This window comes from Enterobacter sp. SENG-6, assembly GCF_001605945.1.
Lineage (GTDB): Bacteria > Pseudomonadota > Gammaproteobacteria > Enterobacterales > Enterobacteriaceae > Enterobacter > Enterobacter cloacae.
In genome coordinates this window covers 16,719-38,404 of the sequence record NZ_LOMM01000016.1, presented here as the reverse complement: position 1 = coordinate 38,404, position 21,686 = coordinate 16,719, and the positions used below count along the sequence as shown (strand labels likewise).

19 protein-coding genes are annotated in these 21,686 nt (G+C 56.7%); 11 read left to right on the top strand and 8 right to left on the bottom strand.

Annotation, left to right across the window (positions count from 1 at the left end; all coding sequences use genetic code 11):
* The coding region (locus AX755_RS26055) for a hypothetical protein (protein ID WP_197474126.1) at nt 1–139 on the bottom strand (139 nt) is incomplete at its 3' end.
* A 115-nt stretch (nt 140–254) separates the two neighbouring features.
* Between AX755_RS26055 and AX755_RS09710 the strand changes: the two genes are divergently transcribed.
* Complete coding sequence (locus AX755_RS09710) at nt 255–1,139, top strand: LysR substrate-binding domain-containing protein (protein WP_013096565.1); 885 nt, start codon at nt 255–257, stop codon at nt 1,137–1,139.
* Here AX755_RS09710 and AX755_RS09705 read toward each other — a convergent pair.
* From AX755_RS09705 to AX755_RS09695, 3 genes are all read right to left on the bottom strand, one after another.
* Nucleotides 1,130–2,041, bottom strand: a complete 912-nt coding sequence (locus AX755_RS09705; RefSeq protein ID WP_062856669.1) for a LysR family transcriptional regulator — start codon at nt 2,039–2,041, stop codon at nt 1,130–1,132. The genes AX755_RS09710 and AX755_RS09705 overlap by 10 nt on opposite strands.
* A 15-nt stretch (nt 2,042–2,056) precedes the next feature.
* Entirely contained in the window at nt 2,057–3,043 is a 987-nt protein-coding gene (locus AX755_RS09700; RefSeq protein ID WP_062856668.1) for an MBL fold metallo-hydrolase, read from the bottom strand.
* A 142-nt stretch (nt 3,044–3,185) separates the two neighbouring features.
* Nucleotides 3,186–3,926, bottom strand: coding sequence for a 5'-nucleotidase, lipoprotein e(P4) family (locus AX755_RS09695; RefSeq protein WP_062856667.1), 741 nt, complete (start codon nt 3,924–3,926; stop codon nt 3,186–3,188).
* A 162-nt stretch (nt 3,927–4,088) separates the two neighbouring features.
* On the opposite strand from AX755_RS09695, the gene treZ reads away from it, so the two are divergent.
* The 3 genes from treZ to glgX are packed head-to-tail and all read left to right on the top strand — an operon-like array spanning nt 4,089 to nt 10,447.
* Nucleotides 4,089–5,873, top strand: coding sequence for a malto-oligosyltrehalose trehalohydrolase (treZ, locus tag AX755_RS09690; RefSeq protein ID WP_013096569.1), 1,785 nt, complete (start codon nt 4,089–4,091; stop codon nt 5,871–5,873).
* Complete coding sequence (treY, locus tag AX755_RS09685; protein WP_062856666.1) at nt 5,870–8,338, top strand: malto-oligosyltrehalose synthase; 2,469 nt, start codon at nt 5,870–5,872, stop codon at nt 8,336–8,338. Before treZ ends, treY begins: the two co-directional genes overlap by 4 nt.
* A 15-nt stretch (nt 8,339–8,353) precedes the next feature.
* On the top strand, nt 8,354–10,447 hold the full coding sequence (gene glgX / locus AX755_RS09680; RefSeq protein WP_062856665.1) for a glycogen debranching protein GlgX: 2,094 nt from the start codon (nt 8,354–8,356) through the stop codon (nt 10,445–10,447).
* 2 nt (nt 10,448–10,449) lie between these two features.
* Here glgX and AX755_RS09675 read toward each other — a convergent pair whose 3' ends face one another.
* Nucleotides 10,450–10,998, bottom strand: coding sequence for a winged helix DNA-binding protein (locus AX755_RS09675; protein WP_013096572.1), 549 nt, complete (start codon nt 10,996–10,998; stop codon nt 10,450–10,452).
* A 215-nt stretch (nt 10,999–11,213) separates the two neighbouring features.
* On the opposite strand from AX755_RS09675, the gene AX755_RS09670 reads away from it, so the two are divergent.
* The 3 genes from AX755_RS09670 to AX755_RS09660 are packed head-to-tail and all read left to right on the top strand — an operon-like array spanning nt 11,214 to nt 13,938.
* Complete coding sequence (locus tag AX755_RS09670) at nt 11,214–11,936, top strand: DUF969 domain-containing protein (protein WP_023619610.1); 723 nt, start codon at nt 11,214–11,216, stop codon at nt 11,934–11,936.
* Nucleotides 11,933–12,919, top strand: coding sequence for a DUF979 domain-containing protein (locus AX755_RS09665; RefSeq protein WP_062856664.1), 987 nt, complete (start codon nt 11,933–11,935; stop codon nt 12,917–12,919). Before AX755_RS09670 ends, AX755_RS09665 begins: the two co-directional genes overlap by 4 nt.
* 23 nt (nt 12,920–12,942) lie before the next feature.
* A complete protein-coding gene (locus tag AX755_RS09660) occupies nt 12,943–13,938 on the top strand; it encodes a DUF2891 domain-containing protein (RefSeq protein WP_062856663.1) in 996 nt (331 codons plus the stop codon).
* Nucleotides 13,939–13,974: 36 nt separating this feature from the next.
* On the opposite strand, the gene AX755_RS09655 is transcribed toward AX755_RS09660, so the two are convergent.
* Entirely contained in the window at nt 13,975–15,384 is a 1,410-nt protein-coding gene (locus AX755_RS09655; protein ID WP_062856662.1) for an MFS transporter, read from the bottom strand.
* Between the two features lie 117 nt (nt 15,385–15,501).
* Here AX755_RS09655 and AX755_RS09650 point away from each other — a divergent pair, with 117 nt between their 5' ends.
* A complete protein-coding gene (locus AX755_RS09650; protein WP_062856661.1) occupies nt 15,502–16,413 on the top strand; it encodes a LysR family transcriptional regulator in 912 nt (303 codons plus the stop codon).
* Here AX755_RS09650 and AX755_RS09645 read toward each other — a convergent pair.
* Both AX755_RS09645 and AX755_RS09640 read right to left on the bottom strand, forming a co-directional pair.
* Nucleotides 16,381–17,838 carry a Cu(+)/Ag(+) sensor histidine kinase gene (locus AX755_RS09645; RefSeq protein ID WP_062856660.1) on the bottom strand — a complete coding sequence of 486 codons (1,458 nt, stop codon included), beginning with the start codon at nt 17,836–17,838 and terminating at the stop codon, nt 16,381–16,383. The genes AX755_RS09650 and AX755_RS09645 overlap by 33 nt on opposite strands.
* A complete protein-coding gene (locus AX755_RS09640) occupies nt 17,828–18,511 on the bottom strand; it encodes a copper/silver response regulator transcription factor (RefSeq protein ID WP_062856659.1) in 684 nt (227 codons plus the stop codon). The genes AX755_RS09645 and AX755_RS09640 overlap by 11 nt, the downstream gene beginning before the upstream one ends.
* A 162-nt stretch (nt 18,512–18,673) precedes the next feature.
* Here AX755_RS09640 and AX755_RS09635 point away from each other — a divergent pair, with 162 nt between their 5' ends.
* The 3 genes from AX755_RS09635 to AX755_RS09625 are packed head-to-tail and all read left to right on the top strand — an operon-like array spanning nt 18,674 to nt 21,681.
* The gene (locus AX755_RS09635) at nt 18,674–20,059 is read left to right on the top strand and encodes an efflux transporter outer membrane subunit (protein ID WP_061772154.1); all 1,386 of its coding nucleotides are present in this window, start codon (nt 18,674–18,676) and stop codon (nt 20,057–20,059) included.
* Between the two features lie 27 nt (nt 20,060–20,086).
* The gene (gene cusF / locus AX755_RS09630) at nt 20,087–20,428 is read left to right on the top strand and encodes a cation efflux system protein CusF (protein WP_062856658.1); all 342 of its coding nucleotides are present in this window, start codon (nt 20,087–20,089) and stop codon (nt 20,426–20,428) included.
* 11 nt (nt 20,429–20,439) lie between these two features.
* Nucleotides 20,440–21,681 carry an efflux RND transporter periplasmic adaptor subunit gene (locus AX755_RS09625; RefSeq protein ID WP_062856657.1) on the top strand — a complete coding sequence of 414 codons (1,242 nt, stop codon included), beginning with the start codon at nt 20,440–20,442 and terminating at the stop codon, nt 21,679–21,681.
* The last annotated feature ends 5 nt before the right edge of the window (nt 21,682–21,686 follow it).

The following is a 21,686-nucleotide window of genomic DNA, read 5'->3' as shown; positions in this document are numbered from 1 at the left end:
TCCCGCCCGCGCCGATATGGCGGTAGACGCCCGCCAGTTCAGCATTGGGATCTACCGGGTGATCGGTTTCGATATAGTGACCTGGATGGCGTTGCAGCAACGCGATGGCGCTTCTGAGATCGTTAATGGGGTTTTGCATGTTTTTCTCCCTTAATGGCTGACCTCCATTGTTGGGCGAACGACAGATATCATCAATTGCATCATTGATGCTATTTTGATAAGAATTTTATTATTAATTTTCGCGGGACTTCATCATGCAATTTCGTCTGATGCGTAATTTTCTGGTGGTCGCTGAAGAGCTCCATATGCACCGCGCCGCGGAGCGTCTGAACATGGCGCAACCTGCGCTGAGCCAGCAGATTAAAGCGCTGGAGGCGCGTCTGGGCGTCACACTGTTTAGCCGGGCACATCGTCGCTTAACCCTGACGCCTGCCGGAGACGCGTTTCTGGTCAAAGCCCGGCTGGCAATTGCGATGACCGAGCAGGCCGTGCTGGACGCCAGACAAACCGCCCGTGGCGAACAGGGGGTGTTGAATCTGGGATGTGTATCGAGTGCGATGTTCGACGGTAAGCTGCCTGCAACGCTGCGCCAGCTGCACGAGAACTGGCCCGCAATTGCCATTTCGCTGATGACCGGGAACGTGCAGACGCTTTACGAAGCCGTGCAGACCAACCAGCTGGACGTGGCGATTATCCGGGCTCCGTTGCCTGCGTTACCTGACGATCTGCAATCTCGCCCCTTTACCTCAGAGAAAACGGTGCTGGCACTGCCTCGCCAACACCCCCTGGCCACGTCATCCGCACTGACACTTTCATCCGTGAAGGACGAAAAGTGGATCTCGCTGCGCGATCCGCAAGGCATGGGGCTGGAACAATATTTCTATGACGCCTGTAACGGTGCGGGTTTCCAGCCGGAGGTGGTGCAGAATGCCACCGACGTGCCCACCGTCATCAGCCTTGTCGCGGCGGGATTTGGCATTGCGCTCTTGCCCGCCTCAGCAAGGGCGGTGAGCGTCGGGAATGTGGTTTACGTCGACATTATTGATCGGCTCAGGGAGAGCGAACTGACGCTGGTTTGTCACCGAATCATTCGTTCTGAAGTCTTAAAAAAATTCCTCACCACCGTTGCTCAGGGTTGACGCCCGGCGGCCAGCAGCAGTTGTTCGCGCAGCCAGGCGTTCGCCGTGTCCTGACTGTTTTTAGGATGCCAGAACATGCTGATGGCGATCGGCTGGAGTGGCAGCGGGGGCGGGAAAATATCCAGCGTGGTGGCGAACTGCTGCAACATGCGTCCCGGTAAGGTGCAAATCAGGTCAGTCCCCGCCACCAGAGGTGGTGCCATGGCATAGCTTTGCGTGGACATCACCACGTTGCGCTGATATCCCAGCCCGGCCAGCGTCTGGTCGACAAAGCCGGTAAATGGATCGCCCTGGGAGGAGACCACCAGATGAGAGAGGGCGCAATACTGCGCCAGATCCAGCGGCCCCGTACCGCGAGGATGCCCTTTGCGCTGGGCGGTAGCAAACGCGTCTTCAAACAGTTTGCGTCTGACCCAGCCGTCGTGCGCGCCCGCACTCACGCCAATGTAAATATCAACGTCGCCGTTTTCCAGCTGCTGGGGCAGGTTCACCCACTCCGGCAGGGCGAAACGCAGGCGGATCCCCGGCGCTTCACGTCTGATGTGATTCAGCAGTTCAGCCCCAAGCATCAGGGCCGGGTTTTCATGCAGGGCAATGACGAACGTGCGATTGCTCTCGCGGGGGTTAAACCCGGTGGGGGCAAGCATCGCGCTGATGCCACGCAGAACGGCCGCGACCTGAGGCCTCAGCGCCTCGGCTCGGGGTGTGGACAACACCCCACGTCCATGTGGGGAAGGGATAAACAACGGCTCGCCAAAAATGGCACGCAGGCGCGAAAGACGGGCTGACAGCGCGGGCTGGCTGACCCCCAGACGTGCGGCGGCGTGCGTGATGTTCCGGTCGGTGAGCAGTGCATCCAACGTCAATATCAGGTCAATATCCAGGTCTGAAAATGGCGTCATGTCGTTTTCCGTTGTTTATTTAGCTGTGCTGGCGTCCCGGTTGGTATAGGTAACGGGAACCCAGGCATAGCCCGCGCGTTCGCCTTTGGTGACATAACCGATACCGGGGAACGGCAGGTGTGGCGCGGCAACCAGATCTCTGTTTTTGACAAAGTCGTCAAAGGCCTGCTTGCGCACACGGGCTGCTCCGTCCTGATCTTCATCGTAGGCGATGGTCACATCAGGCTGCGGGAACTGTACCGCAGCGACGTGGATAATGTCGCCCACGAAGGTAATTTTCTCGCCTTTACTTTCCAGCGTATAGAAGGCCGAGCCCGGTGTATGGCCGGGGTGAACCGTTCCGGTAATACCCGGCAGCAGCGCTGATGTACCGGTAAAAGGCACCACTTTGCCGGCATCAAGATACGGTTTTAAGGTCTTCTGTGCCACGTCAAAGTAGTTCTGATCGTAACCGGTTTTTTTCTGATTCTCTTCATTGAAGAAAAAGTCGATATCCGGTTTCCCCACGAACACGCGGGCGTTGGTAAATACCGCCATACCGTCCTTAATCAGGCCACCGGAATGATCGGAATGCGCGTGCGTCAGTAAGATTTCCGTGATGTCCTGCGGTTTGATCCCCTGCGTTGCCAGGCTCTCGATTAAACGCCCGCCGTTGCCCGGACCAAAAAGCTGGCCTGAACCGGTATCGACCAGAATTTTGTGTCCCGGCAGCGCAATCAGAAAGGCGTTAATGGAGACCTCAACCGGGTTAGCCTGGAAATTTTTCGCCAGTAACGCATCGGTTTTTTGCTCTGTGGTCCGGCGCAATAGCGTGTGCAGATCCTGCGCGACGCTGCCGTCCGTAAACGACGTAACCAGCACGTCGCCCACCTGAACGCTGTAGCCGCCCGCCGGTTGTTTCACCACGTGCTGAGGCGTCTCTGCCAGGGAGTGCAGCGCAGGGTAGAAGAGCAGTGAACTGGTGATGAGCGTAGAGAGGGCAAGTTTCTTGACAGTAAGCATGATGATCTCCTTTAGAAAGTCCTCATCTTACTTATGCATCAAAATTTAAGAAGCCGCTCAACAGTGATAGGACCTATAAATGGGATGGATAGCTCAGTGGGTTGGCCGGGCAACGGCAATACCGTGCCCGGCGGGCAGATTGTTACGGCTTCCAGCTGTCCGGCGTGGCTTTTGACCATGAGCCATAAGCGGCATTAGGCAGCACAATCCAGTCATTGCCAAAATGCTCTGCGCTTGCCTCAACCAGCTCGCGCTGCTGCTCACTCGGTTTTTTGTTTTTAAACTGCACGGCGAAATCCGGCAGGCTGTCGCCAAACAACATAATGATCTGTTGCTTTTTAAGGATGCTCTGGCGGCGCTCTTCTTTACTCACCGTATCCAGAAGCACGCTGTCGTCCGAGACCTGCGGCAGGCCAAGGGATTTTAACGTGTTGATGGTATCTGCTTTATTTTCCTGCATGCGGTCAGAGACGTAGTAGATACGCACCTTGCTTTGATTCACATGCTCAAGAAACGCCTTCGCGCCGGGGATCAGGCCGGGTTTTCCCTGTTTTTCCCAGTCGCTCCAGGTATCCCATTGGGTGTAGTCATGGCACTGTTCCATGTCGCGCACCAGCAGCGGGGTGTTGTCGAGCACGGTTTCATCCAGATCCATGACCACCGCGTAATTTTCTGGCGTTTTCAGATCTTTCACTTTCTCTTCAAAACGGCCGGTGGCAAAACGGTACGTCTGCAGCTGAAGCGCCATGATTTCAGCTGACTTCTGCTGGTAGCGCAGCGCCATTTCGTAGGCTTTTGGTTCACACAGTTCATTATTTGCCGCGGTAGCGGTTGCGCTCAACATCGGTACTGCCACCAGTAATGCCTTAGCTATTGAATTCATTATTGTTTCCTTAACACCCTTGTCAAAATGACGAAAGCGTAATGAATTTAAGTGACAGAAAAATGACGGTTGCACGTTGGGGCTCTGTTGAAACGTGCTTTCGATCCTGAACTAAGCTTGTACTTCATTCCGCGTAAAATGTGGGTCATTCGAGGACAATGAATGGAATTCAGGACATTTCAAAAGCAGTGGGGTGCTGAGTTTATTTCCGGTGACGTTGTACGTTTTCGCGTCTGGGCTGAGGGACAACAACAACTTACGCTACGTCTGGCAGAACGCGATCTGCCCATGACGGCGGTCGGTAACGGCTGGTTCCAGATTGACGTACCTGGCGTGACGCATGGCACCGAGTATCAGTTCGTTTTACAGGACGGCATGGCGGTACCTGACCCTGCATCGCGGGCGCAGAAAGGGGACGTTAATGGCCCCTCCGTGGTGATTGACCCAGGCCGCTATCAGCCCATCAACCCAGACTGGGCAGGGCGACCGTGGGAAGAGACGGTGATTTACGAACTGCATATTGGCACCTTTACGCCGCAGGGCACCTTCCGGGCGGCTATCGACAAGCTGCCGTATCTGGCTGAACTCGGCATCACCCAGCTTGAAGTCATGCCGGTTTCACAGTTCGGCGGCAGCCGCGGCTGGGGCTATGACGGCGTATTGCTGTATGCCCCGCACTCCGCCTATGGCACGCCGGAGGATTTTCACGCGTTCATCGATGCGGCGCACGGCCTGGGCCTTTCTGTCGTGCTGGATATCGTACTCAACCATTTCGGCCCGGAAGGAAACTACTTACCCTTGCTGTCACCCGCGTTTTTTGATGCGCAGAGAATGACGCCGTGGGGTAACGGTATCGCCTATGAACGGGAGCCGGTCAGACACTACATTCTTGACGCGCCCCTGTTCTGGCTGACCGAATACCGTCTGGATGGCTTACGGTTTGATGCCATCGACCAGATTAAAGATACGGCGTCGAAACATATTCTTCAGCAGATCGCGGAAACGATCCGCGAAGCGCTCCCGGATCGTCATATCCATCTCACCACCGAGGACAGCCGTAACGTGATTTTCCTGCATCCTCGGGATGAGAAGGGAGCCACGCCGCTGTTTACCGCCGAGTGGAATGATGACTTCCACAACGCCGCCCACGTCTTTGCCACCGGCGAAACGCATGCCTACTATCAGGATTTTGCCTTCGAACCGGAAAAAAAATTCGCCAGAGCGCTCGCAGAAGGATTTGTCTATCAGGGTGAGGTCTCTTTGCAGACCGGACACTCACGCGGGGTGGAATGCCACACCCAGCCGCCGACCTTCTTTGTCGATTTTATTCAAAACCACGATCAAACCGGCAACCGCGCCCAGGGCGAACGGCTTATTACCCTTGCGGGCGCGGATAAAACCCGCGTTCTGCTCGCCGCGCTGCTGCTGTCACCCCATATCCCGCTGCTGTTTATGGGCGAAGAGTATGGCGAAACCAACCCGTTCCTGTTCTTTACGGATTTTCATGGCGATCTGGCGAAAGCCGTGCGGGAAGGGCGGGCAAAAGAGTTTACCGGCCACAGCGGACACGATGGCGATGTACCGGATCCGAATGACGAGCAGACTTTTGCCCGCTCAAAACTGGACTGGCACAACGTGACGACTGCGCAGGGTAAATCCTGGCTGCGCTTCACGCGAAGCCTGCTGGTCCTGCGGCATCGCTATCTTGTGCCGTTACTTCGCCCTGGCGGCACTGTTGAGGGCAAAATCGTTAAGACTGCTCCCGGTATGGTGGCGGTGAGCTGGTCTTTCCCGACGGGTACATTGTCGCTGGCGCTGAATATCGGTAATAAGCCCGTTGACGTTCCTGCGCTGGCAGGCGAAACGCTCTTTAGCTGGCCGGAGGCCGCTGAGGTGTTAGCGCCGAACAGCATTGTCGTTCGTTTTGCAGATGGAGACGCATCATGATCCCTTGTGCCACATACCGAATACAGTTCCGCAATGGCATGACCTTTGACCGCGTGGTGGAGCTGGTGCCATACCTTAAAGACCTCGGGATCAGCCATCTCTATGCCTCACCGATATTTACCGCCACCACCGGTTCAACCCACGGTTATGACGTCACCGATCCTAACGAAATCGATCTTGCCATTGGCGGGCGCGCCGGTTTCGACCGCATGACGGCGGCACTCAGGCAGGCGGGAATGGGGCTCATTCTGGACATCGTCCCTAACCATATGTCGACCTCGCTGGAAAACCGCTGGTGGCGGGACGTTATCGCGTTTGGTCAGCAAAGCCGTTACGCGCACTATTTTGATATTGACTGGTCGCGCCCGCTGACGCTGCCGTTCCTTGGCGACACCTTTGAGGCCGAGCTGGAGAAGGGGGCAATTGCCCTTAAACGTGACAGTGTCACCGGTGAGGCCGCGCTGGTCTACTATGACACAGCCTATCCGCTTAACCCCGGAACATGGGCTGCGGAGAAAAGCATCGAGGCGATCCACGAGGCGCAGAGCTGGCGGCTGATGTCCTGGCGGGAAGCGCCGAAACAGCTCTCATGGCGGCGCTTTTTTGAAATTACCGGCCTGGTGGGCGTCAGAGTGGAAGACGAGGGGGTGTTTCAGGATACGCATCGCCTGATCCTCGAGCTCGTGCATACCGGCATTGTCGACGGGTTGCGCATTGATCATATCGACGGGCTGGCCGACCCGCTGGGTTACCTGCAGCGGTTACGGCAGGCAACCGGTCCCGACTGTTATATCACGGTGGAAAAAATTCTCGCCAAAGGGGAACAACTGCCTGTGGAATGGCCGGTATCCGGCACCACCGGATATGAGTTTATCGCCTCGCTGGCCGAAGTGCTGGTCGACGATAATAACCTCGGGCGGCTGGAAAAAATCCACGACGAGACGCTGGGCGTGACGGTCGATCGCCATGCGGAACTTCGCAACGCTAAAGGGCTGATGACCGATCGCAATTTTGAGGGTGAATTCACCGCGCTGCTTAACATTGCCACCGACCTTGCCCGATGCAACGACATTGACGTGCCGCAGGACGACATACGCTACACGCTGCGCGAACTGCTGATTGCGTTTCCGGTCTACCGCACCTACGGCACCGCCGACGGGTTAACCGCCCCGGATGTCGCGCTGTTGAACCGCGTTGTTGCCAGCGTCGACGCACCGGAACCGGCGTTAAGCCTGTTGGTGAGGATCCTCACCGGCGACCTGGACGCCAGCAGCCGCGATGCGGCCTCGCTGTTCAGAACCCGCTTCCAGCAGCTTACCGGGCCGCTGATGGCGAAATCGGTGGAAGATACGCTCTTTTTCCGCCATAACCTCGAGCTCGCCCTGAACGAAGTGGGGGCCGATCCCACCCCGCGCGCGTTCTCGTTATCCCGCTTTCACCAGGAGATGCGCATCCGTCTGGCCCGTCAGCCCGATGCGCTGCTGGGGACCTCCACGCACGACACCAAGCGCGGGGAAGACGCGCGGGCGCGCCTCTACACCCTGACGGAAGCCCCGGAACAGTGGGGTGAAAATCTGGCGCGCTGGCGGCAGATGAACCAGACCCAGGTGCGTTTTCTCAATGACGGTACCGCGCCAAACGCGGCCGATACCTGGATGATCTACCAGGCGCTGGCGGGCGTCTGGCCTGCAACGTTGTCGCCTGACGATGGTGAAGGGCTAAAGTCTCTCGAAGCGCGTTTCCTCGGGTTTATTGAGAAAGCCCTGCGCGAGGCCAAACAGCGTACCGACTGGATCGACAGCAATGAGAGCTATGAGAGCGTGGTGCTGAATTACGTCCGGCACTTGCTGTCCCCTGAGAACACGCTGTTCCTGCATGATTTCTCGTCCTCCCTGCAACCCTTTATCCGCGCCGGGCTGATGAACAGCCTGAGCCAGACGGTGATCAAACTGACGGCGCCGGGTGTACCGGATATCTATCAGGGAAGCGAGGCGCTTAATTTTAGCCTGGTCGACCCGGATAACCGGCTGGAGCCGGATTTCGCCACGCTGAGGCAAAACCTGAGCAGCGCCGACGCAAAGCTCTTTGCCGACGAACAGCAGTGGCGAAACGGCAGGGTGAAGCAGTATGTCACCGCCACGCTGTTACGCGTCCGGCAGCACTATTTATCGCTCTTCCAGTACGGCGACTGGCTGCCGCTGAAGGTCAGCGGCGAGCGCGAGGAAAACCTGATTGTCTATGCGCGCGTGAAGGACGGGGAGGCGCTGATTGTTGCCGTACCGCGTCTGGTTTTTGCTAGCCCCACAAACGAAACGCTGTGGGCCAACACTTCGGTCGTCATCCCCGAAGAGCTTTCCGGGAAACGCTACCGGGATCTGTTTACCGGTGAACGTCGGGCGCTGCGGGAGACGCTGGATTTAACGTCTGAAACAGGAAGTTTGTTAGTTCTGCTTACCTGCGAATAATCGTGGAGAACGAAAATGGCAAAGGAAAATACGTTTGACATACGGGCCGGTCATGGCCAGCAGCTGGGTGCAAATTATGACGGGAAAGGGGTTAACTTCGCGCTTTTTTCAGCTCACGCCGAGCGGGTGGAGCTCTGTCTGTTTGACCCCTCCGGTAAAACGGAAATCGCCCGTCTGGAGCTGCCGGAATATACCCACGAGATCTGGCATGGCTATGTGCCCGACCTCCAGCCCGGCGCGCTGTATGGCTATCGCGTCTACGGGCCATATGACCCGGAAAACGGGCATCGCTTTAACCCGCATAAGCTGCTCATCGATCCCTATGCCCGTGAACTGGTGGGCGATATCGACTGGAATGATGCCCATTTTGGCTACGAACTGGGTCATGACGCGCTGGATCTGAGCTTTGACACGCGGGACAGCGCGCCGTTCACCCCAAAATGCAGGGTCATCGATCCGAATGTGTTTGACTGGCAGGACCATCAGCGGCCAGCGATCCCCTGGCCGCATACCGTGGTCTATGAGAGCCATGTGAAAGGCTTTACCCAGCTCAACCCGGCGATACCGCCCGAGCTGCGAGGCACCTTTGAAGGCATGGGGCATAAAGCCTCGGTCGATTACATCAAAAGTCTGGGTATCACCGCCGTCGAGCTGCTGCCGGTTCACTGGTTCCCGGACGATCAGCACCTGCTGGACCGCGGCCTGAAGAATTTCTGGGGCTATAACACGCTGGGCTTTTTTGCGCCCGCGTCACGCTATTACGGCCCTGCGGGGATCCAGGGTTTTCGCGATATGGTCCGCGCTTACCATGACGCGGGTATCGAGGTGATTCTGGATGTGGTCTATAACCACACGGCAGAGGGCAATGAGCTTGGCCCGACGCTCTCGTTCAAGGGTATCGATAACTACAGCTATTACCGCACCTTGCCGGATCAGCATCGCTATTACATCAATGACACCGGCACGGGGAATACGGTGAACACCTCACACCCGCGTGTGCTGCAGATGATCATGGATTCGCTGCGCTACTGGGCGGAATCGATGCATATCGACGGTTTTCGCTTCGATCTGGGTACGATACTGGGGCGCGAGCCAGAAGGGTTCGATCCGCGCGGCGGCTTCTTTGATGCCATGACCCAGGATCCGGTTTTATCAAAACTCAAGCTCATTGGTGAGCCCTGGGATATCGGCCCCGGCGGCTATCAGGTGGGCGGCTTCCCGCCCGGCTGGGGCGAGTGGAACGACAAATATCGCGATACCGTTCGCGAATACTGGCGGGGCGATAACGTTCCCACTGATTTTGCCGCCCGCCTGCTGGGCTCGGGCGATCTCTATGATTTACGCGGACGTCGCCCGTGGGCCAGCGTCAACTTTATTACCGCGCATGACGGCTTCACGCTGAACGATCTGGTGTCGTACAACGAGAAACACAACGCCGATAATGGTGAAGAGAACAACGACGGGCATAACGATAACCGCGCGTATAACTATGGCGAGGAAGGCCCGACCGAGAACCCCGACATTATTGCCACCCGTGAACGGCAGAAACGGAACTTCCTCACCACGCTGTTGTTCTCCCACGGTACACCGATGCTGCTGGCCGGGGATGAGTTTGGCCGGACGCAAAAAGGGAACAACAACGGCTATTGTCAGGACAGCGAGATCTCCTGGATCAACTGGAAAGGGTTGTCAGAAAACGACGTCGCGCTGCGCGAGTTTACCCGGCACCTGATTGCGCTTCGAGCAAAGCAGCCGCTGCTGCGCCGGGAGAGCTGGCGAGACGGTCTTGAGATCCGCTGGTTTAACGCCGGAGGAGGACCGCAGCAGTCTGAGCAATGGGAGGAAGGCTCGACAATCGGCGTCTCCATCAGCCGGCCCGATCTCATCCAGGAGGAGGGGATCTGGCACGACGTGCTGATGCTGTTCAACCCGTTCGAAGGCGCCGTGTCGTTCCAGATCCCGCAGTTTGGTGAAGGAGGCTGGGTGCTGGAGCTCTCCACGGCTGGGGAGGTTGCCACGGCTGGGGAGGTTGCCACGGGCGAGGTCATCACCCGGACCGTGGATTACGAACTGGCGGGGCGCAGTATTACTCTCTTCAGACGCCCGTGATGTCAAAGTGATGCCGCCGCCCGTGCGGCGGTGTCATACAGGGATGAAATGGTGCGCAGCAGCTGGGCGGTGTCACCGATAGCGGCACCCGAAATCCCGCTTTCGGCATGTATGTTGATCAGACACGCTTCGCGCACATCCCGGTATTTCATGCACAGTGCTTTTCCCGCCTCCGTGGTGGAGAAGAAAAGCTCTTTTCCTGCCTTTTCACTGGTGACGTAGCCCGCCTTGACCAGCTTTTTCAACGCGTAGGTCACCACGTGGGTGTCTTCCACGTTGAGCACAAAACAGATATCGGCCAGCTTCTTCTTGCGATTGCGGTGATTCACATGATGCAAAAGCGAGACGTCAAAGGCCCCCATATCCGGCTCACCGGCCGCGGTCATGCAGCGCACCATCCATTTATTGAACGCGTTACTGGTCATGATCAGCGCGTACTCCAGCTCCGATAGCTCCGCGCAGCGCTCGGAAACCAGATGGCGGGAGGAGACGATCCGGCCGTCGTTAATGTCGTCGTGATTCATTGATGCAGCACTTTTCTTCAGGGTCATAACGTTCCTTACGGGAGTGTGGCTGTTGCCCGGAAATGTAAACTCATCGATAAAATAAGAACATTTTATTGATAAATTGTTTACATGTTTTTGCGGTTCAGATATAGCTTTTTAACGCAGGTTTTCGAAGCCTGACGGAAAACACAACATCGCTCGCCGCAAATTAAAAAAATAGCCGTCGGCGCGCAACGCTCACTTTGGATAGGGTAACGTTTATGGACGGTTCTACACTGTTGCCGCTTATCGGGATCCCGGTGGTGGTTATTGGTTTTGCCCTGCGCTTCAACCCGCTACTGGTGGTCGTGGTAGCGGGGCTGGCGACGGGTCTGCTGGTTGGGATGGATTTCGGCATGCTGCTGGAAACCTTCGGCGAGAAGTTCGTCAACAGCCGCTCTCTGGCTACATTCATTCTGATCCTGCCGGTTATTGGTCTGCTGGAATATTACGGTCTAAAAGAGCGCGCACAGGCGTGGGTGGCGAAGATCGCCAGCGCCACTTCGGCGCGTATTCTGATGATCTATTTTGTCGCCCGCGAGGGGACGGCCGCGCTGGGGCTGATGTCGCTGGGCGGTCATGCCCAGACGGTGCGTCCGCTGCTGGCGCCGATGGCCGAAGGGGCGGCGCTGAACGAATACGGCGAACTGCCCCAGCATATTCGCGACAAAATCAAAGCCCATGCCGCCGCGTGCGACAATATCGCGGTGTTCTTTGGCGAGGATATCTTTATCGCCTTCGGGGCGGTGCTGCTGATCGACGCCTTCCTGAAGGAGAACGGTATTCAGGGGATTGAACCGCTGCATATCGGCCTGTGGGCGATCCCGACGGCGATTGCGGCATTGATTATTCATATGACGCGTCTGTTGCGCCTGGATGCCAGCATCCGTCGTGACGTGATGGCCTGGAAAGCCGGGCAGGGAACGCAGGAGATCGCGCCATGATGACGCTGCTCACCATTAACCGCGTGTACTACCTGATTGGCTTTGTCGTAATGCTGCTGGTGGTCATGACCCTGCGTGATCGCGCCAACCCCAAACGTTTTACCACGGCACTGTTCTGGTTTCTGTTCGGTGGGATCTTCCTGTTCGGTGACCTGATGGTGCAGGAGCTGGGCCGCTCGCTGGCGTACCGGATCATTGGCGGCGCCGTGATTGTGATTGCCCTTCTGGCAGGCTTTGGGCTGGTCGGTAAAGGGCAGTACAAAATGGCCAGCGAACCCGAGCGTGTTACCTCCTCAAACCGGCTGAAAAACTGGCTGTTTTTACCTGCCCTGATGATCCCGGTAGTGACGGTTATCGGCACGCTGTTCCTGAAAGGGGTGTCGATTGGCGGGGTTTACCTGCTCGATCAAAAACAGCTCACGCTGGCGGCGCTGTGCGTGGCTTGTGTGGCGGCCATCCTTACCGGCTGGTGGCTGACAAAAGGAACGCCGCTGCATGCCGTCCGTCAGTCTCGCCGACTGGTGGATACCATTGGCTGGGCGGTGATCCTGCCGCAGATGCTGGCCATGCTGGGCGGGGTTTTTGTGGTGGCCAATACCGGCAACTCCGTGCAGAAGGTGGTCAGCCTGTTTGTGAACCCGGACAGCCGCTTTATGCTGGTGGTGATTTACTGCGTCGGCATGGCGCTGTTCACCATGATCATGGGTAACGCCTTTGCGGCCTTCCCGGTACTGAGCGCCGGTATCGCCTTACCGTTTCTGATCCACGTGCATCACGGTAATCCGGCACCGCTGCTGGCGATTGGTATGTACGCTGGCTATTGCGGCACGCTGATGACGCCGATGGCGGCGAACTTTAACATCGTTCCCGCCGCGTTACTGGAGCTGAAAGACAAATATCAGGTCATTAAGATCCAGATCCCGACCGCGTTAACCCTGCTGGTGGTCAACGTGTTCTTAATGTATTTCCTCGTGTTTCGCTAAGCGTGGCAACCTAAGGAGCTGTGATGGAATTAACGCAACACCAGGCTGATGCTTTTGCCAGAATGCCTTTGACCTATCTGCGCCAGGAATACCCGAACCACATTATGCATCTGCTCAATGATGACGGGGACGTCCTGCCGCCGCGCGAACTGCATCCCATTTTTTATGGCTGTTTTGACTGGCACTCGGCGGTACACGGCTACTGGCTGCTGCTGCGCTGCCTGCGCCTCTACCCGGAACTGTCGTGCCGGGATGACATTATCACGCTGTTTGCCGACCATCTCACGCCAGAAAAGGTGGCGCAGGAGCTGGCCTATTTCAACGCGCCGTTCCGCGCCTCGTTCGAGCGTCCGTATGGCTACGGCTGGCTACTGGCACTGGCCCAGGAGCTGAAACAGTCATCGCTGCCGCAGACGGCAGGCTGGTATCAGACGCTTGCGCCGTTAACGCAGGACATTCGCAACCGTCTGGTGGATTACCTCAGTAAGCTGACGTACCCGATCCGGGTTGGCACGCATTACAACACCGCGTTTGCCCTCGCGCTGGGGATCGATTACGCCCGGGCGGTGGACGATAGCGCGCTGGAGAGTGCCATTCTGGACGCGGCGACGCGGTTTTATCTCGCGGATACCCAGTATCCGGCTCACTATGAACCGGGTGGTGATGAGTATGTGTCCGGCGCGCTGACAGAGGCTCTGCTGATGAGCAAGGTCGCGAAGAATTTCCCGGCCTGGTTCGACGCGTTTCTGCCGAATATCGGGGCTGTTTCTGCGCTGATGAACCCGGCAGAAGTGAGCGACCGTACCGACCCCAAAATTGCGCATCTGGACGGATTAAACCTCAGCCGCGCCTGGTGTATGAAGCATATTGCCAGTGCGCTGCCGGAGGATCATCCGGCGCAGCAGGCGCTGCGTGATGCGGTGGCGAAACACCTGACGGCGAGCGTCGAGCATGTTGTCGGCAGCCACTACAGCGGTGGGCACTGGCTGGCGAGTTTTGCGCTGCTGGCGCTGGAGTAAATATGGGGGCAGCGTCGCAGGACGCTGCCCTGGCATTTATGCCGTAGCCTGTCGCGCGCGACGCAGTCGGCTAACGCTAAATAATACTGACGCAGTTGACGCGATCACCGCGATCCACAGCGCAATATGAACGGCACCGTCATCCAGCATTTGATGATCTGACCCTGCGGTCGCAGCCAGCAAAACTCCCACCACGGCGGCACCGAGACACTGGCCGAACGTTCTGACGATGGACAATACCCCGGAAGCATAGCTGGCGTACTCCCGGGCAACGTTAGAGAGCATTTCACGGTTATTGGGACTCTGGAAACAGCCAAAGCCGATACCGCACACCAGGCTCCTGAGACAGATATCCCAGGCTGAAGGGCGGGCAGGCAGCGTCGCCAGCAAAATCAACCCAACGACAAAAATCATCAGTCCAAGCGTGGAGATCAACGGGGCGGAGATCGTGTCTGCCCAACGGCCCGCGTGCGGCGCAATGAGTACGATACCTATCGGCCAGGGGGTGAACAGTAAAGCGGAGATCGCCGGGCTATAGCCGTACACGCTCTGAAACAGAAACGGCAGCGCGATAAAGGTAATGCCCTGACTCACAAACGAGGCCAGCGAGGTTAGGGCGGCGAGGGTAAACCGTCCGTTGCTGAATATCACCGGCGGCAGGATGGGCCTCCGGGCACGGCGGATATGCCAGACAAAAGCGATGAGGCTGACCGTAGCGACAAATGCCCAGCAAACGGTGCTGATGGCGTGCGCTCTATTCTCTATGCTGTTTGCCGCCATGATCATCGACCCCAGCAGGATCACGGACAACAGGGCACCGGGCACGTCAAACGGGGACCTATCAGAAGCCGTCGCCCGCGGCAGCGCTTTCCAGGCCAGCAGCAGGGCAACGGTGCCGGGAATAATGTTGATCGCGAACAGCCATTTCCAGCTCAGTACGTCGAGTATTGTTCCGCCCAGCACCGGCGCAATGGCGGTGCTGGCGGCGATAAGCAGAGCGTGCAGCCCCAGAATGCGGCCAAGCAGCCGTCCCGGGAATACCGAGCGCAGGATCGCCGGGGCAATACTCAGCGTGGCCGCGCCGCCGATACCCTGCAAAATACGCATCCCGATCAGCATTTCCGGCGTTGTTGCCAGCGCGCAGCCGAGCGAGGTCAGGGTAAACGTAGCCAGTCCCGCCAGAAACACCGGGCGGTAACCCACGCGCGCGGCGAGTGCGGCGAAGATGGCTAACGTCATTGCCGCAGACAGCAGGTAACCGTTAGCGAACCAGACTGCGACATTTGCGGGCACCTGCATCGCGCTGGCCATTGATGGCAGGGCAATGTTGATCATGGTGCCATCGAAGACGCCCATCAACGTGGTGGTCATCACCGCAGCCATCACCCGGGCGCGTTCATGTCCCGGTAACCCTTCGTCGCCGGGTTGGTTTGAAAAGAGCGTCATCGTGTTATCTCCAGGCAAGAATGTTGATGACGACACTATAGTAATGGGTTATACAGGGCGGAAGACGCAGCATTTGCACTTATACGTTGCATCAAACGCCCTGTATGAGGAGGTTTTGTGACCGATCCTGATTTCAACTTGCTTGTCGCGCTCGACATCCTGCTGGCTGAAGCCAGCGTGGCGGGGGCGGCGCGGCGTCTTAACCTGAGCACCTCAGCCATGAGTCGCACGCTGAGCAGACTGCGTGAGGTCACCGGCGATCCGATTCTGGTGCGGGCCGGGCGTCAGATGGTGCTGACTCCGTGGGCCGAAGCCACCCGGGATCGCGCCCGACATGCGCTGCATGAGGCAAGGGCGGTGCTGCAGCCTTCAACGGACACCTTCCGGGCAGAAAATCTTGAACGGGTGTTTACCGTCAGAGCCAATGATGGCTTTGTGGTGGCGTTTGGCCCGTTGCTGATTGCGGCCGTTGCGGAAGCGGCGCCGGATGTCTGCATCCGCTTTGCCCCGAAACCGGAGAAAACGTCGCGTTATCTGCGGGAGGGGCTGGTTGACCTGGAAATTGGTGTGCAGAGCAACATGGGGCCCGAAATTCGTCTGCAGCGGCTCTTTGAGGACCGCTTTGTAGGCGCGGTGCGCAAAGGGCATCCACTGGCGGCGCTGCCAACAGTCAGCCTTGAGGATTATGTCGCCTGGGGTCATGTGGTGACCGCGCCAAATGGCTCATCACACGGTTTTGTTGATGATGCCCTGGCCGCGCGGGGGATGAAACGCAAAATCGCCAGCGTGGTGCCCGGTTTTCCGACTGCGTTATCCGTTGCGCTGGCGTCCGATCTGATTGCGATGGTTCCGGCGTTGTATCTGCTCAATCAACCGATGAGCGAGAATGTGCACATCTTTGAACTGCCGTTCAACACCCGGACCATTACCGTATCGCAGATGTGGCACCCGCGGATGGAACAGGATCCGGGCCACCGGTGGCTCAGAGAGAAGGTGCTATCGGTGTGCCATCAGTCGCTGCACCGATAATATAAAACGGGTCGACACGGCATCGGATTCCACACGCACGTTGCCGTGATGCGCGGTGATGATGGATTTCACAATCGCCAGGCCGATCCCGCTGCCTTCGCCTTTTCGCTGTCTGGACGGATCCACCCGGTAAAAGCGGTCGAACAGCCGGGGCAAATGCGCCTCAGGGATCGGCTTGCCGGGGTTGGCAACGATCAGTTCGCACGCATTTTCCTTTTCGCTTACCGACACGGTCACCGTTTCTCCGTCCGGCGTATAGCGCAGGGCATTGGAGAGCAGGTTATTGATGGCTCTCCGGAACATCTGCGGATCGCCGTCTATCAGGCAGGGCGTGCCGTTAAAACGCAGCGTGATATGGCGTTCTTCCGCCCAGGCTTCGAAGAAATCAAAGACTTTCATCACCTCCGCGCTCAAATCAAAGGTTACCCTGTCAGGGATCAGCTGATTATTATCCGCCTGGGCCAGGAACAGCATATCGCTGACCATTCGGGTCATCCGGTTGTACTCTTCAAGGCTGGAGTACAGCACATCCTCCAGCTCTTTCGGCGAGCGGTTCTGGCTTAACGCAATTTCCGTTTGCGTTACCAGATTGGTGATCGGGGTTCTGATCTCATGGGCGATATCGGCAGAGAAATTTGCCTGACGGGTAAAGACATCCTCAATTTTTTCAATCATGTGGTTAAACGAGATCACCAGCTGCTCCAGCTCAACCGGCACCCGCGACGGCTCAAGCCTCGCATCCAGATTCTCTGAGGTGATATTTTTTATCGCATTGCTGACGTTACGCAGGGGCAGGTGTCCCTGACGTACCGCGATGCGAATGAGCAGAATAATCAGCAGGCTGATCGCCATCGCGATGGCAATCAGGTTCTTTTTCAGCGCCTCGAGGTAGTGAAGATGAAAATTAATGGAGAGGCCGATCAGCATGACATAGTGTTGGTCTTTTCCCTGCAATGTCGCCGTGCCGGAAGAGGCGATAATCCGGTATGTTTCCATCTTCATGTCGGACCCGGCGTGCATCGCCTTGCCTGCATCCTCCACCGTCCAGAGAAAGACATCCTGCGTGCGGCGATGGGCGCTGAAATCCGCGGTATTCACCGCTGGCCGGATGGCCTCACCCTGTGAGCTGAAGAGCACATTGCCACGGGGATCGAGCAGCAGGACGGCAACGTTGCGATAGCTGGCCAGCGACTCTTTTATTTTGCTGATTTTCTTTTCATCCGGATCCGCGGGTGACTGCAGTATGCGGTGCATGGCGCGGCTGATTTGTTGCAAATCACTGATATCCTGCTCGGCAAAGTGCTTTTCAACGGAGTGGAGCATAAACCAGGTAAACGCGAAAAAAGCCAGAATGGTGGAGAGGCTGATAAAGAACGTCAGGCGCAGAGCCAGGGAGAAGGGGCGTCTGACGGGCTTACTCTGCATCCGGAACCTCCAGCATATAGCCCACGCCGCGTACCGTCTGGATCAGCTTCGGTTCATAATCGTTATCGATTTTGGCGCGTAACCGCTTCACCGCGACGTCAATCGCGTTGGTGTCGCTGTCGAAATTCATATCCCAGACCTGCGCGGCAATCAGCGAGCGGGGCAGCACTTCACCCTGATGGCGAACAAAAAACTCCAGCAGGCTGAACTCCTTGCTGGTGAGCAGAATGCGGTTTCCGGCGCGGTTTACCTTCCTTGATACGAGGTCGATGCTCAGATCTGCCACCGTAAACTGGCTCTCGGCGATCACCGTATTGCCGCGTCGTAACAGCGTTCTGACCCGGGCGAGCAGCTCAGCAAAGGCAAAGGGCTTAACCAGGTAATCATCCGCCCCCAGATCCAGGCCTTTCACCCGGTGTTCAATGGTGCCGAGAGCCGACAGCAACAGGACCGGCATTCCCTTTCCGGCAGAGCGGAGCATGCGGATGATATCCCAGCCGTTCACATCAGGAAGCATGATATCCAGAATGAGCAGGTCATAATCGGCGGTCATGGCGAGATGGTAGCCGGTCAGGCCGTTGTCAGCGCGATCCACCACAAAGCCCGCTTCCGTAAGCCCTTTGCTGAGGTACTCACCGGTTTTAATTTCGTCTTCAACAATCAATATTTTCATCACGCTTCCCCGACTGGCTGCTCAGCACATTCTATTGCACCCGCGACCGTTAACAATGACTTACGCCATAAATGACAACATTGTCATTATCCTGTCACCCGTCAAACAGGACGCGTTCAGTAGAGTAGCCCTAAAAATACTCTGGAATTCATCTGAACCGCTATGTTCCTGCTAAAACGACTAAGCATCACTACGGTATTTATCCTGACAGGATGCGTCTCGCTGGCCCCTGAATACCAGCGCCCGACGTCACCGGTACCCCAGCAGTTTTCGCTGTCGCGTAATAGCCTGACGCCTGTGGAGGGCATGTATCAGGACACCGGCTGGCGCAACTTCTTCGTCGATCCGCAAATCGCGGGATTGATTACAGAGGCCCTGAAGAACAACCGCGATATAAAAATGGCCGCGCTGAAGGTTGAAGAGGCCCGGGCGCAGTTCAACGTGACGGATGCGGATCGTTATCCTCAGCTGAACGCCTCCTCGGGCATCACTTACAGCGGGGGGCTAAAGAGTGACAAACCCACCTCACAGCAGTACGACGCGGGACTTGCGCTTAGCTACGAACTCGACTTTTTTGGCAAGCTAAAGAACATGAGCGATGCTGACCGACAAAACTTTTTCGCCAGCGAAGAAGCCCGTCGTGCCGTGCATATTTTGCTTGTCGCTAATGTGTCCCAGAGCTATTTCAACCAGCAGCTGGCCTACAAACAGCTGCGTATCGCGCGGGATACGCTGTCAAATTATCAGCAGTCTTACGCCTTCGTTGAGCAACAGCTGGTGACGGGAAGCACGAACGTGCTGGCGCTGGAGCAGGCCCGGGGGCAGATCGAAAGTACCCGGGCAGAAATTGCCAAAAGAGAGGGGGAGCTGGCACAGGCCAATAATGCCCTGCAACTGGTCCTCGGAACGTATCGCGCGCTACCGGGCGACGGCGGAATGAACGCCAGCGATATTGTGCCGGTACAACTACCACCCCATCTTTCATCGGCAATATTGCTGCAGCGCCCGGATATTATGGAGGCGGAGTATCAGCTTAAAGCGGCCGATGCGAATATTGGCGCGGCGCGCGCTGCCTTTTTCCCGTCCATCTCCCTGACCAGCGGGCTTTCAACGGGCAGCACGGAATTATCTGGCCTCTTCACGTCCGGCAGCGGCATGTGGAATTTTATTCCCAAAATAGACATTCCCATTTTTAATGCGGGCAGGAATAAAGCCAACCTGAAGCTGGCCGAAATTCGCCAGCAGCAGTCGGTTGTAAATTACGAACAAAAAATTCAGTCCGCCTTTAAACAGGTCGCCGACGCGCTCGCGCTGCGGGACAGCCTCAGCCAGCAGCTTGCTGCGCAACAGCGGTATCTTGATTCGCTAAACATCACCCTGCAGCGTGCCAGAGGGTTATATACCCGCGGTGCGGTCAGTTATATCGAAGTATTAGACGCGGAACGCGCGCTGTTTTCCACGCAGCAGAACATTCTCGACCTTATTTATGCCCGACAGGTTAATGAAATTAATCTCTTCACCGCACTGGGCGGCGGTTGGGTCGAATAACCATAATTAACTCAACAGGAAAATAATATGCGTAATTCAATGAAGGCCGTTGTATTCGGTGCGATCTCCATGATGTTTTCTGCCGGCCTGCAGGCCGAGGTTCATCAGCATGCAGAGATGAGTGCTACCAGCGAAGGGGCCACAGAGCAGGTTGTCTCCGGGACTGGCATCGTGAAGGACATTGATCCCACAAACAAAAAGGTAACGATCGCTCATGAAGCCATCCCGGAAATTGGCTGGCCCGCCATGACCATGCGTTTCACCTTTACTGACGCAGACGAAAGTATTAAGGCCGTAAAAGTCGGCAACCGTGTGAAATTTTCTTTTGTGCAGCAGGGCAATATCTCTTTACTCAAAAGCATTAAATAGCGAGAAACGGCATGGCATCGTTAAAGGTTAAATATGCTGCAATGATAATCGGCAGCCTTTTTGCGGGAGGGCTGATTGCAGTGACGGCGTGGCAGTATATTTATGCTGCCGAAAAAACAGAAAATACCCCGCCGGAACGAAAGGTGCTTTTCTGGTATGACCCGATGAAGCCCGACGTTAAATTCGATAAACCCGGTAAATCGCCGTTTATGGATATGGATCTGGTGCCGAAATACGCGGATGAGAATGACGATAAAAACGGTGCCGGTATCCGTATAGATCCGACGCAGGTTCAGAACCTGGGATTAAAAATGCAAAAAGTGACCCGCGGCACGCTGAATTATGCCCAGACCATCCCGGCCAACGTCAGTTATAACGAATATCAGTTTGTGATTGTGCAGGCACGATCCGAAGGCTTTGTGGAGAAAGTGTATCCCCTGACGACAGGCGATCGTGTGAAGAAAGGCACGCCGCTCATCGACATTACTATTCCGGAGTGGGTGGAAGCGCAAAGTGAGTTCCTCCTGTTGTCCGGCACCGGTGGCACGCCCACGCAGCTGAAAGGGGTGCTTGAACGGCTTCGTCTGGCAGGCATGCCGGAAGCGGATATTCAAAGGTTACGCTCGACCCGCACGGTCCAGACCCGGTTTACCATCAAAGCCCCCATTGACGGGGTGATCACCGGCTTTGACCTGCGTACCGGGATGAATATTTCGAAAGATAAGGTTGTGGCACAGATTCAGGGGATGGATCCGGTGTGGATCAGCGCGGCCATACCTGAATCCATCGCGTATCTGCTGAAAGACTCCTCGCAGTTTGACATTTCGGTCCCGGCGTACCCGGATACATCGTTTCACGTTGAAAAATGGAACATTTTGCCAAGCGTCGATCCTGCCACCCGTACGCTGCAGGTTCGCTTGCAGGTTTCCAACAAAGACGAACGGCTTAAGCCGGGCATGAATGCATATCTGAAGCTGAACACCCAAAGCCAGGAGATGCTGTTGATCCCCTCCCAGGCCGTTATCGATACGGGTAAAGAACAGCGGGTCATCACCGTTGATGCGGAAGGGCGGTTTGTGCCGAAGCAGATCCACGTTCTGCACGAATCCCAGCAGCAGTCCGCCGTAGGATCCGGCCTGAACGAAGGGGAGTCGGTGGTGGTTAGCGGTCTGTTCATGATTGATTCCGAAGCCAATATTACCGGTGCGCTGGAGCGTATGCGTCAGCCTGAAAAGAGTCATTCAGGCCATTGAGGAGA